9 protein-coding genes are annotated in these 17589 nt (G+C 43.8%); 3 read left to right on the top strand and 6 right to left on the bottom strand.

The window, feature by feature from the left end; translation table 11 throughout:
- Positions 1-410: 410 nt before the first annotated feature.
- From IT781_RS16575 to IT781_RS16565, 3 genes are all read left to right on the top strand, one after another.
- Positions 411-1154 (top strand): hypothetical protein, encoded by a 744-nt coding sequence (locus IT781_RS16575; RefSeq protein WP_194971291.1) that lies wholly within the window; start codon positions 411-413, stop codon positions 1152-1154.
- A gap of 149 nt (positions 1155-1303) precedes the next feature.
- Positions 1304-1930 (top strand): hypothetical protein, encoded by a 627-nt coding sequence (locus IT781_RS16570; protein ID WP_194971290.1) that lies wholly within the window; start codon positions 1304-1306, stop codon positions 1928-1930.
- Between the two features lie 619 nt (positions 1931-2549).
- Positions 2550-4298, top strand: a complete 1749-nt coding sequence (locus tag IT781_RS16565; protein ID WP_194971289.1) for a hypothetical protein — start codon at positions 2550-2552, stop codon at positions 4296-4298.
- Positions 4299-4730: 432 nt separating this feature from the next.
- Here the strand turns inward: IT781_RS16565 and IT781_RS16560 are convergent, their stop codons facing one another.
- From IT781_RS16560 to IT781_RS16535, 6 genes are all read right to left on the bottom strand, one after another.
- Positions 4731-5342 (bottom strand): HNH endonuclease, encoded by a 612-nt coding sequence (locus IT781_RS16560; protein WP_194971288.1) that lies wholly within the window; start codon positions 5340-5342, stop codon positions 4731-4733.
- A gap of 2 nt (positions 5343-5344) precedes the next feature.
- A complete protein-coding gene (locus IT781_RS16555) occupies positions 5345-6505 on the bottom strand; it encodes an AAA family ATPase (protein WP_194971287.1) in 1161 nt (386 codons plus the stop codon).
- Between the two features lie 176 nt (positions 6506-6681).
- Positions 6682-9933 carry a DUF3883 domain-containing protein gene (locus IT781_RS16550; RefSeq protein ID WP_194971286.1) on the bottom strand — a complete coding sequence of 1084 codons (3252 nt, stop codon included), beginning with the start codon at positions 9931-9933 and terminating at the stop codon, positions 6682-6684.
- A 48-nt stretch (positions 9934-9981) separates the two neighbouring features.
- Positions 9982-12702 (bottom strand): TnsA endonuclease N-terminal domain-containing protein, encoded by a 2721-nt coding sequence (locus IT781_RS16545; RefSeq protein WP_194971285.1) that lies wholly within the window; start codon positions 12700-12702, stop codon positions 9982-9984.
- Positions 12695-14638 carry a site-specific DNA-methyltransferase gene (locus tag IT781_RS16540; RefSeq protein ID WP_194971284.1) on the bottom strand — a complete coding sequence of 648 codons (1944 nt, stop codon included), beginning with the start codon at positions 14636-14638 and terminating at the stop codon, positions 12695-12697. Before IT781_RS16540 ends, IT781_RS16545 begins: the two co-directional genes overlap by 8 nt.
- Complete coding sequence (locus IT781_RS16535; protein WP_194971283.1) at positions 14635-17568, bottom strand: ATP-dependent DNA helicase; 2934 nt, start codon at positions 17566-17568, stop codon at positions 14635-14637. The genes IT781_RS16540 and IT781_RS16535 overlap by 4 nt, the downstream gene beginning before the upstream one ends.
- Positions 17569-17589: the final 21 nt, after the last annotated feature.

The raw sequence follows: 17589 nt of genomic DNA, 5'->3' as shown, positions 1-17589 counted from the left end.
GTTACCTCCATGACTGCTTCGATTGCTTCCGGCTGGAGCGATTTAGCCGGGTGGGCCTTTCACCCACTGGTAAAGCGCCGCCTTTGCACGGCGCACACCCTTAACAGCCTTATTGTGCGGCTTCTTGATTGGCAGATTAGTGTCGCATTGCAGACGATCATAAGAGAGGCTGATAGAAACCGATGAATATTGCTGAGTTTATTGCCTAAAATCTGGTTATTATGGAAAATAGAGTCACTTTGGGATTTTCGGCTGAATGTCGTATTTGCCCGCACGATCTAGGGCGTTGGATACCGGGACAGCCGTCAAATCAATTACTTAAATATAAACAACTGGAGTTATATGACAAATGCATTGGATTATTGGACACTTAATGTCGTATATATTTATGTTAGCTATAAAGAAAATCCATGTCGCGATTTAATCTCAAAAAATCCCTCCCTTCAACGCGCGTGACTCGTGAATTGGTGCGCTCGTTGGAGAAATACATAGAGAAAAAAACGGAATTCCTAGCGGCTAAGCCGACAGAAGAACTGGATGCGTTGCTTGCAGGCCGTCGAACCACGGTTATGGATGATCTCGGTACAGAACAATTCGGCACTATTGATGAGTATGCGCCGTCATTATTCTCCAACACTACCTCCAGCATTGAGGTCGAATTCATTGGGCCATACCAAACTTCACTTAGAGGCCTCGTTATCAGAGTTCGGCTTTCCGGGGAAAACATTCATACTGGAATCCAGATCGACTACGATGCCCCAAATGCTCGTGAAGTGGTCGTTGGCTTATATGATGGAATCAAACGTTGCCTCGAAACTTCGCCTGCCCGCAATGCTTTTTTTCACCCTTCGGCTTTTTGGCAGGGTGTAATCGGCGCTCTCACATATATGCTGTTTTTAGCGACAATAGCCACATGGCGATTCATGCCCACAGCAGTGACTTTTCTGCTCATAGCACTATGGCTTACTCTCTATTTGCTCTGGTCTTTCGCTCCACGGTTCCGCCCATATACGGTCTTTGACTCTGAGCAGGCAAATCGATATGCACGAGACTTTGACTGGCTCATTAAGGGGCTGCTTGGCTTCCTGCTCTTTGGTACGTTGATGACATTAATGCGCGACAAATTGCTTTCGTTGTTCCATGGTACTAGCTAACAAAACGGTCAAAGGGATGCGCCGCCCGTTGGCGATTTTGAAGGTTTGCTTTTTATCTGATTCGGTGGCTTCGTTGAACGTCCCTCAGCGGCGCGCCCCTTACCTTTACGTTAGCCATCATTTATATATAACCTGCTGGAGAATGGCAAGTGAATGAACAAAGACAAGCACTGTTGGGTGGAATATCGGTAATAGTGCTTTCGATTCTGCCAGTCATATATACGTTGCTTACCAGAAGCAGAGATGATTACTTTAATTACTCGCTAATCATTGGGGTCATTTTTGTCTCACTAATTGTCGTTTCGCATTTTGGCAATGGAGTAAAAAAAGCTTTTGAAGATGTGTGGCTACTAAATTTCGTTCTGTTTAAAGCGATTTTTGTTATTCCGTTTTCTGGATTGTTCTATTACAGCTTGCTTGTTGTTTTACATGACCTATTTCTATTCTTGTACAAAAGTTCGAGCGAGCATTTGACTGTTGTTGTGCCAGCCGTATTGACGCTTGTATTGGGAATATCGCTTTACAGACTTCGCTTAAAACAACGTGTGCTGTATGGAATTAGTGAAGTTATAGTCGGTATTACAGTAGCCGTTTCGCGGGTACAAAGCGGTTTTTCTATAGAGCATCCAGATAATACTGAGTTGTACATTGCAATTCTTACCGCCGGGATTTATTTAGTTGTTCGCGGACTCGACAATATAGATGCGGGATTAAAAACAAAACCAAATACACGATTTTTTAAGTGGCTATTTGGCAACCCTTCGTCTTCAATGTAGCTCTTAATCAATAGGTATATGGCTAACCCATCATTCAACCCGGACTGGCGCGATAAAGCCGCGCAGGTCCGGTGAATTCAAACGTTATGAGGGACCGCTTTCCGAGATTCACCAGCCATTCTACGCCATTTATGAACGACCGGTTGTGGCACAGCTACGTCAGTCAATCGATAGGCAAAAAGCGACCCAAACCGGTCTCTTAATTCAGATCTAAAAATGTCGATTGAGAGTCTTATTGCAGTCATTCGAAAGGAACTTTTCGGAATCATCCTTCTCTCTTTATCATTCAAAATGAATGTGTTCTATCATTTAGAAAAACTAGCGTTGAAGTGCTATTAACCGATACTCAATCAAAAATTGATGTAAGTTAGTCAGATCTGGATAGTAACATAAAAGATAGTGGTTTGGAAATCATTTATGCGAGGAAAGAAGGCTATGCTGTAAACGACGTGCTGATGGAAGTGCGCGCGATGGGCGCAGAATTCTTTTAGTCACAGCGGCCGAATCAGAGGTAGAGGCGGTCTTGGGCTATTAGAACACGCGAAGATGATGGAATGTTTTAGCCTTATAGTACGCAATGGGTATAGGTGGAAAAAACACTAATAAGGAGTAAACCTATATGGTAGACAAAAGGTTATACGAACGCGATAATAACATCAGGCATACATTACACAGCTATATCACTGATGATCAAGGCGGATTCTATTGGTACCATAATTTTGAACGTCTAAAAGCTGTACCAGACGGCCAAAATTCAGAACAGTTAAATCATTATGAAAATACGCTTGGTGGCAAGCCAATAGAATTTCTCCAAAGCTTTCTCTATTCCACTCTTGATGAAGCAAGACTCAGGAAAGCGAACATTTTCGCAGAATATGCATTATTTATATCAGATAAAAGTAGTTTCGCATATTTTCGGCGTGCCGAGTCAAGGCGGGAAATCAGCGGTGAAGTTGATTATGAAAAGCACCGTGATCACGCTGTTCATACTCTATACAATTATTTGCTCGGTTGGTATATATTCGAGAAATCTAAAATAATCCAAGAGAACTTTAGAAACATATTTCAAAAAATATATTACGCAGATAAATATGAAGAGTTCCGCAAAAAAGGTGAAAACGAGTTCCTTAGTAAAAAAGAGAAGGAATTCTATTTCGATGATATAAATAAAGAATTTAAGCTTGGCACTAATGAAATTACAATGGGTCTTGCTAATCTCTTCGGAGACGTATGGCCTCAAGCAAGTTTACTTCACGATATTGGTTATATTTTGGAAGGTTCTCTATCCTCCATTACTTCAGAAGTAGAACATGAACGTGTAACTAACGGCGCAAAGGCTTTGCATGATTATTTTAACCATTGGGCATGGAAGCGTCTAAAGGTCGATTTTAGAGCCGCGCGAGAAATCGCGAAAGTGGTTGCAAATTGTAAAGTACCGAATTTTAAAGATTCAAGATCTTTTCCATCTCTTGCGGATCACCTAAGAGATGTTGGAGTTCTGGAGAATATAAGGAATAAGGATGAAGATGCCGTCAATAAATTTTTAAGTTTAACCGCACGAAATAGTGAAGAATACGACCTAAATCTCGAAGCCTTTAAACTTTGGGAAATATTTTATGAAAAATACATTGAACCGAGAATTGCCGAAAAAATTTTAAAGGAAGTAAAAAAACAGTTCGAAAGCGACGTTTGGGAAGGCGGTCCTACGACAAAGAGTAGAAACCTCAATCATGGGGTTTGTGGTGGACTTATATTACTGCAGGCAGCGACATTCTGGTACGAATTGGTATGGGGTTTAGAAAGTAAACAAATTATTACTGCAAAACATAAGGAAGATACCGAAGTCTCGAAAAAAAATTTTCAAGAGATAAAAGAAAAAATAGGTAATAAAAGAATTCCCCCTCATATAAAGCATCGGTGTCTGGATCCGGATTTTTTTACATTTGAGGACTGGATAAAGGATCTTTGGGCTAGTAGTTCCGTTGCAATTCACGATTACGTTACCAAAGAAACTTGGAATGTTAAGAAAAATGCCGAGCTAAAAATTCAGATTGAAGAAGACCCTTTGGCTTATCTGCAAATTTTAGTCGATCTCATGCAGGAATGGGATCGTTATACTGTCTTGGGCGAATCAGCTTTTGTCGGCGCAGAGCTTTTACAGAGTTATGAAGCTTTACTCGAGTTTGATGAAAAAACAAGTAAGTTCAAGTTTGCTTTTCCATGGCGTGAAAACAGCACAAAACAATATGGTGACGAAATTGGAAAGAATCTTGAAAGAATTTTGATATATTGGAAAAAACATATAGACCTTCGGCAAGAACAAGAAAATGGATATATGGAAGAAGTCGACCCAAATAAAGCGCGGTAGAATACGGTGAGGCACGAACCGCATCGTTCGCGAGTGTATGTGCCTCATTCGTTGACACATCCTATTAAATTTACTAACACAGCGGTCAAAGGGACGCGCCGCCTGTTGGCGATTTTGAAGGTTGGTTTTTGAATCAGATTCGGTGTCTTCGTTGAACATTCGTTGGCGGCACGCCTTTACCGTAACGTTGAGCGAACAATTTGTGATTCATAGCTGCCATTCGAAAAGACTTATCGACAGGCTGGAAATGGCACATAGCAGCTATTCATTTTAGCCAAACCGAGACAATCAATGTCAGGATCCACTTAAAACAATGTTTGAAACTTTCAGATCAAATTCAGAATTATATAAGTCACCCACCGGTCAATCAGATTTGAAATTAGAATTTAATGGTAAAATCAGATGCACCTAAGGCATCCGTTAATTTATCTGTTAAGCGGTTAATTGGTTAAATTCTGCTTGATAATTCGAATTACTGATTTCTTGACGTCCACTTCCCCCTTGGAATTTATCAAAAGTATCTAATTCAAGTTGCCTTAGTTTAAAATAATTATATGTATATGAGCCTTTTTCACTATGGTTAACAATACTGTACTTTAACAAAACCTTTCTTCCTTTTTGCTCCATATGCAATTCTAAATGCGCATCATAATTATCTAAATTAGGATGAATAAACTTATAGTACTTTGATTTAAAAACCTTCTTTGTCCCACTACTTATTTGTACGGATAAAAAATCTGTTTTATTTTTCTTTATGTTCATGTTGCACCTTTTACACGCAACACTCAGATTTTTCATAGTAAACATGTGCTTTAAGAAACTCGACTTGGGTAATATATGTTCAATATCTATTACCATAGGGAACTCCCCATGCAGGTTTCTTCCGCAATAGCAGCATCTCTTGTGTGTTTTTAAAAGTCCAAATTTTTTTACCTTTGTCTTGAAATTAGATAGCTTAGGATTGTCCCATTCTTGGTGCCCTTTAGCTGAAGCTGCGCGCATGGCATGTAAATCATGGACTGTAAATTTGGGTCTATTGGGCATTTTTACTCGCCTTTAAACTCTTTATTATTCTTACTTGTTTTTGAATCCCTTATCTTTGCTATGATCTTAATGACACCGTTAAGAAAGTCAGTTTGTCTTTTATCGCGTATTCTCTCTCTATATATATTAATTTTTATTTCTGCATCATCATAAGTGATTTTGCCTGAATCATATAAATTAATGATGTTAATTAATTGATCTGAGAGATATCTATTTTCAGGGGTTACTACGCCAAAAATGTCAGAAAGAATTTCTTCATTATTACTTGTAGTCCGATCTACTTTGATTAACTTATCCTTACTGATTGAATAGAGATTAGCTTGCTGACTTCCAGTTGGAATAATTAGCGGAGAGTGAGTTGCAACTATCAATTTTGGGTGGTGATAATAAAATACATCCAATATTCTTTGGATATATTCTCTCTGCCATCTGGGATGAAGACTATTTTCAGGCTCATCAATTAAAATCACAGTTTCTGAGTCAATAACTGAAGATATGTGCATCAAAGTCGATATCATCATCAGCTCACCAGAACTCGCGTCTTTTAATTCAACAAAACCAAGATTATTTTCAAGGAGAATAGATACTTCAGCTAGTATCTTTAACCTTTTCATCACGCTCTCATGCCGTAAAATGGCAGATAAAGCGGATGTATTGGACATAAAATAACCTAAGTCGATGGGGACGACTATGTCTATTCCAAATATTTCTCGGTAATTATCTAATAGATATAAAAGATCATCCATATCTCTTTCAGAGATATCTTCAGAATGCTTTAAGAGAAAAATATTTTGAGGTTTGAATCGTCTAATTTTTAATCCTATTCTTGGGCTATAGCCAACATATTCAAGAACTCTGACTAAAGATTTAAGACGATTATAATCAGCATTATTACTGACAACATAAGATAGCGACTTTTTGATGATTTTACTCACCATATTCCGCCCTTGCCTACCACCGAAAAAGTGAAAATAAGGACTTTTAATATCAAATTTATCATGTACTGACGTTGCAATAGCAACTACAGTATGTCCTGAGTTAATATATTCTCTAGCTATCTTATTAAGCAGAATACTTTTTCCACTACCGTTTTCACCGATAACAACATTTACATCATATTCACTATTACTTCTCTTAATTAAATTTTCAGGTATAGCATGCATTGATTAATTTCCATATATGGGCAACTCTGTACCCTAACAAATATTTCTGTATATCATCCCTAATTACCATAAGCTAGACAATCTTCGATCATATCCGCTATCAGTGATAGCTCAATTTTAATAGCATTAGTTGATTTCAAATAACAGATAATTGCTCTAGAAACTGAATCCAGGATCTATTTGGCAATTCCAATCCAACCGTGATCGAATGTAAACGTCCGCGCGTGAGTTACTGGATCTTGTATTCGGAGAATTCTAAACTTATCGGGGTCCGAAGCTTGCTCAACCACATATAACCAATATGCAGAGCCACGCTTTTGGGCTTCTACAAATTGCTTTTTAGATAGCCCCACAGGTCTGTCAGCTAGAGTACCGCTCATTGCCTTGACCTCTACCCACCGAATCGGCTGGCCGTCTATACCTTTTTCGTAAAGGTCATATCCAGGATTGAATACGGGAGTTCGATTCAATTTTGGTTCGATCTTGATGATTTTTTGAATTGCCAACTCCTCGATTTTCATCCTGGCAGCTTGGTCCAACCCATCTGGATCGGATTCCTCTTCGTCTAGATGGGTTCCTACGTAGGAAATGAAAGGACGGCCACCTGCATGACCGGGCGATCTTTTTCCGTGAGTACCTCCGCCCGTACCACCATGCGATCCAGTCTTACCATCGGTATCTGGTGAACCACCATCAGCTCCTCGGCCACCCTCACGCGAATTACCTGCCCCACTCGTACTGCCGTTTCTTCCATCATTAGCTCCACCGGCTCTGATATTGTCACCACCGCTGGGATCAGGATCTCCGAGAGGAAAGTCAGACATATCTCCATACAAATCCTTTGCGTCATCGTAGACATTATCACTAGTCATTTGTGTAGGTTCCAGTTTGACTTCCGGTTCTGACGGCTGCTCTGTAATGCCGAGGCGAGACTTAAATTCGGCCTCACTGGTGATTCCATGTTTCTTTAATAAATCAAGCAGAGCTGGATCTATACCAGCTTCTTTCGCAAGCTGTTCGATGATTGGAGGCTTAAAGGTAATTTTCGTTAGTAAGAACGGATTAGCTTTCCATCCCAATGTATCGAATACCACTAAGTCTGGTCGCTGCAACTCACCATTGGCGTCTGGTATCCACGAAACGGTATTAAGCTGACGTAGAAATGCGGAGGGAAACTCTGCCTTGTAGCTGCCATGGTGTGTCCATTCATACCTGCCCTCGAAGACACCTCTTCCTCTTCGCTCCTCGAGGTCTCCTAAACTCTCCCAGATTAGTCGTGCTCGCTTGATACGCTCTTCACATTCTAGCTGATGAAACATATTGATGAGATCGTCAAATCCATGCAAATTCCAATCCTTTATTTGCTCCCATCTGCCCAATGCTTCGTGGCCAGCTTGTTGTCGTAGAGCTCGCCTCTGGTCATAGGTAAGCGCATAGGGCGCCTCGACCGGTCTCGGGCATCGTACTGCACCACAAGCTTCCAACAACTCGCGAATATTTTCGCCACGCAGGCAAGCGTAAGAGTCATCAACAATAAAAACTTTATGAATACCCGCGAACAACTGCTTTAATCGATCAGTGGCAAGATAACAGTCACCTGGTTTGGACACATACCTTGTTCTGTCGCCTGCGTCCACAACAATAACGAATGGAGTGCCTTGCAGCTCCTTTAACAACTTGTCACGCTGAAGCTTCGAATCCGTATTGAATGCAGCTTGGATTCGCTCGATATCTCTGGTGTAGTTCTCGACAGCAATATTGACTTCTTTCTGTCGAAATCGCGGCAAAATATTCCAAATGACATCATCGACTGGATCTGGCTCTGTGATGCCGAGGGAAATGAGAAATAATCTTGCTTCTCTCGTCTTACATACTTCTTTTCGCATTGTTGGGAATCCGGTCTCAATGGCGCTTGGCAAGAACGCGTTGGGACGGCCGTTTTCCCTGACGACAACGTGCGTGCCGTCTTTCAGGCGGATCAAAGGTGTTGTATCCAAATGACGTCGTAATGCTGCCTCTTGACCATTCAGGTATTCATAAAGTCTTAATACCCAGTCATCGGTTTGGGCTTCGAGGAATTCCTTGTTGAGTTCCCGTAAAATGGTTTGAGGCGTAATTTCCGCGACTGCTAGTTCGTGTATGATGTACTGTCGAATTTCCGGGGTCCGATCCTGGGTGATATCGCCAGACAACCACGCTGACACATCCTCGCCGAAGAGTACCGCAATTTGTTGGGGACTAAAAAGTTCACGTAGTTCCTTTGTTCTGGCCAACTTCGTTTGTTTCGCTGGGACGTATCCTCCATCGAAACAAGGTAGAAGAGCTTCATTCATCAAAGCCTCTTTCACAGCATCGAAAAGCGGCGCAAATATTGAACCTTTAGGGAACTTCTCGCGTTCGAGCGGCAGACAGCGCAATGTAGATGTATCGAGCATTTTTTGGTCGCGTAGCCAACGCAACGCCTCGACCAATAATGCGGCGGTCTCCTTGACCAGATACTGATTCCAGGGATTACTACGTAAAATATTGTCGCGGCTAGGGGTCGTGCGATACGGCCCCTGCACCAGGAAACCGAGGTTAGTGGAGACAACAGTCGGGAAAAATACCACGAGCGGTGATGTTTTGACTGGCTGTATAGCCCAACGATCAGGTACATTCTTATCAGGCAAAATTGAAAATGCAACCTCAACGCGCCCGACTTTTTCCTGACCATCAGCCATAACTTCATGGTGGAAAACCAACCAATTTTGATCGATCTCAGGCTGATCGCTCTCCTGTCCAATTACTGTAATGTGCTGAACATTTGGTCCCATGCTTACAGGGGCACTGCGAAGATAAACACCCGATGTATTTCCATCGACACTCCAATTGATCTCATTGATGTGGCGTAAGAACAGCAAGGCATCAGCACCAAGCTTCTTGAAACCGTCAGTGATCTCTTCGTGGGCTGATCGGTCTTCGGGCTTCAAAGGGAGGACGATCAATGTTTCGTCCGAACTCCGTTGTTTACGTTCTATCCACGTTGGCTGAACGTAGTTTTCAACGGCAAAATCTTCGTCGCCTGAGTGTATCTCGGGTCTGTCAGTGAACGTGTAGACAGACTTGAAACCGATGCCGAATCGGCCAATCGAGTTCTCGTCTTTCGTACTCTCGGCAATACCGCAGACACCACGTACATCAGCTTCGTCGAACGGTTTGCCGAAATGGCGCAAAGACAGGTTCCTTTCGGTCAGCTGAAAGGACACACTTCGCTGCCCTGTCCAATCGCCCCGTCGAGCCAAGGCATCTTCAGCGTTTTGGAGCAGCTCAAAAATGAAGTGCGTTCTGTCGTCATAACGATCTGCGAGCAGCATCGGGCCAATGCGCCCAATATCAGTCCCATACCGTTTTTGGTTTTCTTCGCAGATAGCTTGGTAATTTGATGCCATTGTTTCGCCCTAATCAAAAACAATAAAATATTGACTCACGTTATCAGATTAGTCAGTTAACTCTGTTAAGTTGGCTTCTTTACCGATCGATAAGTACATTTGGCTACCTCCCTGTCCAAACAATAGCTCTTTGTAATCTGATGTTTTTGTACTGGGCATAATTGCATAAGTCATCTTACTGGCCGTCGCCATTTGTTCGGCAAAATCACGTTTTGCCATGACAATTGGATCTTCAATTTGATAGTCAGCCTTCACTTCAACAATCACATACGTGTCATCTTCTTTTTGGAATAGGAAATCCGGGTAATAACTGCGCACAGCATGAGTTTCGGGGTCGATGTATTGAATATGAAAGTCGCTTTGACCGTGTGTCAACATGCCGGTGAAATATAGTTTCTTAACTCGTTTTTCTCGTAACAAATCCCAGAACAATTGACGTTCAGGGGTCGAGTCAAAACAATAGGCATCCACATGGAAACTTTTGTCACGCTCTTCCTCTTTTACGTCTGTTCTCCGAACGATTTTATCCTTAGCAGCGGTGACCTCGTAATAACCACCGGGCGGCAACTTGACCAGTTCCACTTCGTGTTCTTCGGTTTGTTGAGTCTCTTCGAGATCGAAAAGTTGTCGAAATAGACGTGGGATAATTTCGTCGTAGAGCAGTTCGTTGAACTCATTAACCATTTCCACCAATTCGTTCATACCCTCTTTGGTCGATTCAAGGAGGGTCTCTATTTCCAGTGGGCTGCGATTTAAATAACGTGACACTTCAGCAACAAGCGTTAACTGAGAAAATATTCGCTTTTCTCGACGGGAAGTCAGATCGATGGATTGACTATGCTCGGCAAGTGCGGCGTCTGCGGCAGTCAAGCCCTTTTGCTGCGTTTCAAGTAGCCGATATTTATCTATTAACGCCTTCCAGGCTTCTTTATCGGAACGATTTAATCCAAGTGCTTGCCCCGGAGAGAGAACTTTCTCCCGCACCTCAAATTGCTTTCGTACCCGCATGAGCTTGATTTTTACAGGCGGCAAGACAACCTTCACCTGGACACGTTCCTTGTCCTTTGCTGTTTTCTGTAGCTCCTCGGCATTGATATGGAAGTTCTGTTCTAACTCATCGTTCAGAATCTTCAAGTTTTCGTTGGAGAGAAAAACATGACCGGTGTGTTGTCCTTCTCCGATAGCGCGCAAACAACGCATCGTAGCCTGTAGCACGAATACTTTGGATTTGGGTTCACGGAACAGGCCAACTCCGAACAAGGAACGGCAGTTCCACCCCTCTCGACCCTTGTTTACTAAAAGGATGAACTGTTTATTTGATGCTTCGGTATCGAGCCGATTGAACTCTCGAATGTCGTCATTGGTGGTCAGTTTGTCATCGCCTACATTGACCAGAATACTCGATGTTGGAATACCTCGTTTTATTAGCGCCTTTTCAACCGCAGGCCTAAGTTCTTGAGTGAGTTCATCGATAGTAGCAGCGAAGAATGCCAGCTTGGGCAACATTCCTTCAGGTTTTAAGTCCGCGGTTTCCTCAAGGAATCGTTCAACGGCAATATCAACAAACTCATCGGTACGGGTATTGCTGTAGCCGCGCAAATCCACTTTCTTGAGATACCCTTTATCGATTGCATCCTTTAATCCATAAGCGTAAACCACTTCAGGTAACACCTCGCGTCCAACGTAAGGTGTGCCCGTGTAGTTATAGCAAGCTACTACGCGGGTGCCCGAATTGTTGAGGCTTGCGGCCAACTTGTCGATCGTGGTACGCAGGCTAGTATCGGTATCCTTGGCACCAAGTCCCATATCCTTGGCCAGGGATTTGCCGAAGGCGTGATGGGCCTCATCGACATAAATGCCGAGCTGTTCCAAGCGACGGAGTTTCTCGAAACGTTGGTTGGTGATAAGTTCACCTTCCTCTTCCGGCTGATCGAATGCGTAAAGATCGGCTGCTTCGGCATAAACGCCATTAGCTGCTAAGGCATTGCTGGTAGCACCGAATAGTTGATCGGTAGCAGTCTTCTCCTTACGCTGTCGTTTGAGAATGATCTTTTGAGTATTCGAAACAATAATGTTGAAACGCGAGCGGTCGAGTGTATCAAGCGAGGTGCCCGCTTCCTCCAGGAAGTGGAAGCGCAGGTGGGCAGTCAGGAAGTTTACATACTCCGGCGGGACAACTAGGGTGAGGTCAAAAGACTCAATCTCCTTTAACGATTGCAGTACCGTTTTATCCGGCGCAAATACCAGAGCGTTATGACAGTAGCGCGGCTCTTTATCAAATTTATTGCCCAATAAAAACTCGTAGAAGATGCAAGTGGCCATAAGGATGGTTTTACCAGTCCCCATTGTCAGCGCGAAGATATAGTTTGGGTAGATACGCGAATTCTTTCGCATCGTCGCGAAGACGGTTTTGTACTGCTCCTGCGTCAAGTTGTCGAGCAAATCGTATTGACCGGTATTGCGATTAATGCCGCCTTCGCTCCGGTCCGCAAATCGTCCTTTCTTCTCAAACCAATCGCGGAAAATTTCCTCGACTTTGGCGTTACCAAGAAACTCTTTCAGGAAAACATAGACCTCCAACGCTTCAAATTGCGGTTGCCTCAGGAAAGCCTTGGAATTCTTTTCGGGGTTGTTGAAGTCCAAGAATTTTCGCGTCAACTCCTTGTAGTGCGTTCGGATTGTGCCACGGTTGGACTGGTGAAAATCCCAGAGAAAATTGAAGAAGGCAAAGTCGAGCGAAGCGTTCGCTGCTTTAGCGCCCTTAGCCATTTTCTACACTCCCTTCCCATGACTCGGATAGCAGATCGGTGATCTTCACGCGGATTGTGCCCGCATCTTCCGGGACTTTATAGCGCCCTTTGGCCAACTCGTTTTTGCCAGGAATGTCGACTACTACGGGCTGCAAAATTACACCGTCGTAGTTCCAATCAATGAAGATGCTTTCGACCAGCTCCCTCCAATCCTCCGCTGATACTTTTTGCAGCGAAAGCTTTTGTAGCAGGTTCATCGGATAAAAGCGTTCGATGATAAGTTCACCGTCTTTTACTACTGCTAACGCTTCGGAGTCACGTTTGAATTCGAGGTTGGCCTTGTCACGCAGGATGTCCACTACCTCAATATCGACCTTGAACGGCTTGGCGGCAAGTTCCAACTGCGCCTTTAGGTCGGCCTCATGGCCCATGCAGATGAGGGCAATCTTTTCCACTGGCTGATTTGGGTGTTCACTCTGACGACGATCCCAGGCCTTGTAGTCGAAACCAGCAATCAATTCATTCAAGTCGGCACGCGTTGCGATGCGGTTAACGGGCATAATTTTGACCATCCGACCGTCTTTCTCGCCGTCGTAGACAGAAGTAAAATCGAGCTTCTGTATTTCCAGCGCTTCTATTAACAAATCCTTTGCTTCAACGGGATTACGGAATACGTCATAGTTGTTGACGTTGTAAACCTCAAGCCCTTTATAAATTTTTTTTTCGATATCAGCAGTCTCTAATAATGCTGCAGAAGTTACCAATCTCTTGACGGTCATTTGCACTGAGCCTAGATTAATATCGGCACCGATAAAACGCCTTCCTAATTTCAATGCGCTTGCTTGGGTCGTTCCTGAGCCCATGAAGCAGTCGAAGACGAGATCCCCAGGATTAGACGAGAGTAAAAGGACACGCTCTAAAAGCTCCTCAGGTTTTTGCGTTGGATAATCCAAGCGTTCAGTTGGACTCGCCCCCATCCCTGCAAGGCTTCGAATGTCATCCCAAACATCTTGCACTGGTCTTCCGGGCATCTCATCTAGATATCGTTTATATTTTGGAACAGTTCCAGGAGAAGTTTGAATGATCCGTCCTTCTTTAATTAACTGGTTCATTCTTTCCTTGCTGTATCTCCAGTGTCTAAAAACCCCCATGACTTCATAATAGGGATTGCCTTTTGAGGCACCACCGGGGCCTTGAAGGTTATCCAACCAATACCGACGACCAGTATCCTCTTCAATGAATTTATAGTATTTATCAATATAAGATTGGTCGTAAGGGGTATACTGCTGGTTGAATGTTCGCTCGCTTCCTTTTGCATAAACTAGCATTTCTTCATGGAGTCGCCCTAGATGTGCACTTCCCTGTTTTGAATCGCTATGAGCATGGCCACGTTTCCAAACTATTTGATTCACGAAGTTATCTGGGCCAAAAATTTCGTCCATTAGGCAACGCAAATGGTGTGATTTGTGCCAATCACAATGTAAATAAATCGTCCCGCGTTCTGTGAGCAATTCGCGCATTAAGACAAGACGCTCATACATGAACTGAAGATACTCATCGTTGTTCCAAATATCCGAGTATTGCTTTTCTTCGAAAGTGCTATAGTCACTAGTAGTAGTGCCAGACGATATTTTTTGCTTGTAGTCCGCGCGTGAATCAAACGGGGGATCAATATAAATTAGATCTACCTTGCCTCGAAAATCCTTCAACAAGTGGCTCATCACCTGCAGATTATCCCCCCAATAAATCTTGTTCCGCCAACCTTCCACCTCCTCGCCATGCAGTTCTTTAAGCTGCGCAGGGTAATATTGTGTCGACTTGAATGGACGCTTGCCGCGCCAATTCAACATTGGATAACCCTTGATCGGCTCGAACTCGTATTTCTCAACACTGGCCACACCATTGTCGGAAGTGGAAAAAGGCAAAGATTCTTGGGTGAGTTGATCGTTGTTCATGTGTTAGTTTGTCTAAATTTCCAATTTTTGTTGTCACAGTAAGCTCGCATGTCGCAGTTTTGGCATAGCTTGGCTGGTCGCGCAGCCAGTTGGTAGTCCTGCCGCTCAATGCGGGCGACGATTTCATCAAACTGCGCAATCGTTTTGCTAATTGCGTGGTTGTCTTTAGTAAAAGTTACGTAGGGATTGCCGCTGTCTTCACCGGTATAGTAAAGATGCATCTTGCTTACTTTTTGGCCGGTACGCTCTTCGACAAGGTGGGCATAAACTTCGAGCTGGTGCTGATACTGGCTTAGCCGTTCGCGGTCCTTTTCCATGTCGGGTTTCTTCTCTGACTTGAAGTCAACAATTTCAACTGTATTATACTCACCCCGAATAAGATCGACACTGCCCTTTAGGATATATTGATCCTTGACGAGCGAAATCTCGACTTCTGCTTCTTTAATACGATCCCAATGCCCATTTTCGCGCTCATAGTAACGTAAGATATGTTGCAGCGCGGCCTGTAGCGAACTTGGAGCGAGGTACACCCTCTCTTTCTTGGAAAGCATCGCGTAATTTGCGGAAAACCAGCTACGGATTACGTCTGTGCTGATGGCGTGTTCCTCACCGCGCAGGATGGTTTTGTGAATGTCCTCTATGGTTTGATGCACTAACGTGCCGAACAGCATGGGGCTTACCCGGATCGGCGCAAATTCCAACTCCTTGAAGAACCGGTACTGTTCGGCGCAGTTTTCAAACAATGTAATATGTGAAGTAAAAGAGTATTCTCGCTTAAGATTAATCTCCTTAATCACCTCGAAGCTGAGTTGGCTCAAATCAAAGGCTGGGTTTCTCCAAGCAGGTAAGGCATAGAAAAAGTTCTCGAAGTACTTCGATGGCGATTTCCCCCTACCTTTGCGCTCTTGGGCTGCAAGAACCAAGAGGTTTTGGGGACGAGAGAATGCCGTATAAAACAACCGACGAAAGTCGAAGTGTTTGATGTGCTCCAACGGCTCAAAGCGAGGCTTGGAGAGGTAGCCTCCATCTTCCAACAGCTCATCAAGAGCTGTGTGTTGCTTACGCGGCACTGCTTCCAAAGAGCCGCACACCACCACCGGAAACTCTAAACCCTTGGACTGGTGAATGGTCAGGAACGAGACGCAACCCTTCGGCGCATATTCGGCCTCGTCTTCATATTCGCCAATGCCGCCATCCATAAGAAACCGTAGGAACTGATTGAACAAGTCGCGCAGGTTCTTTTCCAAATACGTAGGGTTGAATACACTAACGTAATGCAGGTACTCGAACTTGGTAATAAGCTTGGAAAAGGTTGCGAGGTTGCGCGCAGCCCTACCTTTGTCCACGCCCTGCAATGCTTCATCGGACAAATATCGGGAAAATAATGGGAACTGCAAGAGCTGATAGAATAACCCTGAAAAGGCATAGTCAGCATTCTGTGCGAGCACAATATGGTTCTTGGCCAGTGGCCTTGCCCAATCAAGTAAGCGTTTATTTTCAGGCTTGCGCAATTCGTTGACAAACGCCTGGAAACAGTTGTGATCGTAATAGTTCCACACGTCGAGCGTAACGTTTGCATCCCATTGTCGCACCCGCGGAAATTGCGGAAATAGGAAAATTAGTGCGCCGATCATCAATCGGATTTCTTCACGTTCGAAAAACATGTTCGAACGTGGGGAGTAAACTGGCACTCCTTGGCTCTCAAGGAACCGTGCCAGAGCAACTACTTTACTGTTTTTAACCGAGCGAAATAAAAAAGCAATCTGGTTCCAATCTTCTAGGTCTTTAGTGTTTTTCAGTGCATGAAGGAAATTAAGAATTTCTGCATGCCATTTGGCATTACCATCCTGCTCATCCGCTGCCGATAAACGCACGACAGTCGGAACATGGGGAAACTCTTCTTCGCGCGGCGCTATAGTTTTGGAGTATCGAAACTGTTTTGTGCCATCCGTCCATTCTTGCGCTTGCATCCATTCGTTGTAAAAGCGAATGATGTCTGGATGTGAACGGTAGTTTATCGACAATGTAACCTGCTTGCACGTCCCCGGCGGAAACAAGTATGGGAACTCCAAAATGTTGCGAATGGTGGCCCCACGAAAGCGGTATAAGCCTTGATCATCGTCCCCCACAACACAAAGATTCTGATGGTCATTTGCCAAGAGAAGCAAGATGCGTTCTTGGATGGTATTGGTATCTTGGTATTCGTCCACCATCAAATATGAAAACTTTTTGCGCAGCTCAGCCAACACCTCGGGGTGTTTTTCCATAAGTTGTAGCGCCTCATACTGAATACCAGAAAAGTCTAAGCAGTTGTTTTCATGAAGCAGTTCCTGATACTTGTGATAACAAGCTGCAAGCGCCCGCACCTCAACATCTGGCGCTATTTCAAGCTGAACGGGGTCGAGAGCTTCCTCTCCAACTTTATTTATCCACTTGAGCAGTTGCTCTGATTGCTTCCATCGTCCCGTATAGTCATCGCCCATAACAAGCTGGGCATCTGGTACTGACCGGAATTCATTGATGCGCTGGTAGAGAAAATACTGTTGGTCGAACTGGTCAAACATTGTGAAATTACGCTTGAGCCGCGTAAATTCCCGGAAGTCCTCCAAAATCCGCAGACAAATTGAATGAAAAGTACCAAGGTACATCTCGTTCAGGTTGAACTTAATGTCCAAGTCATTTAGACGGTTGGAAATACGTGTCGTTAGTTCGCGTGCGGCCTTGTCGGTGAAAGTCACGACAAATAGTGACTCAGGCGTGACGCCTTTGGACTTGATGAGATAAACGATCCGTTCTACTAGGGTGAAGGTTTTACCGGATCCAGGTCCTGCAATAATCAATAAAGGTCCGTCTGTTGAGAAAATAGCTTCTTGTTGTTTAGAGTTTGCTTTGGTGGCATAACCCAAATCCTCTGTATTTTTTTCGGTCATATTTCTCCTATTTTTGAGGAG

Source organism: Methylobacter sp. BlB1, assembly GCF_015476545.1.
GTDB lineage: Bacteria > Pseudomonadota > Gammaproteobacteria > Methylococcales > Methylomonadaceae > Methylobacter.
The sequence above is the reverse complement of the archived record's forward strand: the minus strand, read 5'-3'. Positions and strand labels throughout refer to the sequence as shown.

What these genes read in the sequence shown, in the direction of transcription:
- IT781_RS16555 (WP_194971287.1), bottom strand. Translation starts at nt 6,505, where the DNA reads ATGCATGCTATACCTGAAAATTTAATTAAGAGAAGTAATAGTGAATAT.
- IT781_RS16540 (WP_194971284.1), bottom strand. Translation starts at nt 14,638, where the DNA reads ATGAACAACGATCAACTCACCCAAGAATCTTTGCCTTTTTCCACTTCC.
- IT781_RS16550 (WP_194971286.1), bottom strand. Translation starts at nt 9,933, where the DNA reads ATGGCATCAAATTACCAAGCTATCTGCGAAGAAAACCAAAAACGGTAT.
- IT781_RS16535 (WP_194971283.1), bottom strand. Translation starts at nt 17,568, where the DNA reads ATGACCGAAAAAAATACAGAGGATTTGGGTTATGCCACCAAAGCAAAC.
- IT781_RS16545 (WP_194971285.1), bottom strand. Translation starts at nt 12,702, where the DNA reads ATGGCTAAGGGCGCTAAAGCAGCGAACGCTTCGCTCGACTTTGCCTTC.
- IT781_RS16575 (WP_194971291.1), top strand. Translation starts at nt 411, where the DNA reads ATGTCGCGATTTAATCTCAAAAAATCCCTCCCTTCAACGCGCGTGACT.
- IT781_RS16560 (WP_194971288.1), bottom strand. Translation starts at nt 5,342, where the DNA reads ATGCCCAATAGACCCAAATTTACAGTCCATGATTTACATGCCATGCGC.
- IT781_RS16565 (WP_194971289.1), top strand. Translation starts at nt 2,550, where the DNA reads ATGGTAGACAAAAGGTTATACGAACGCGATAATAACATCAGGCATACA.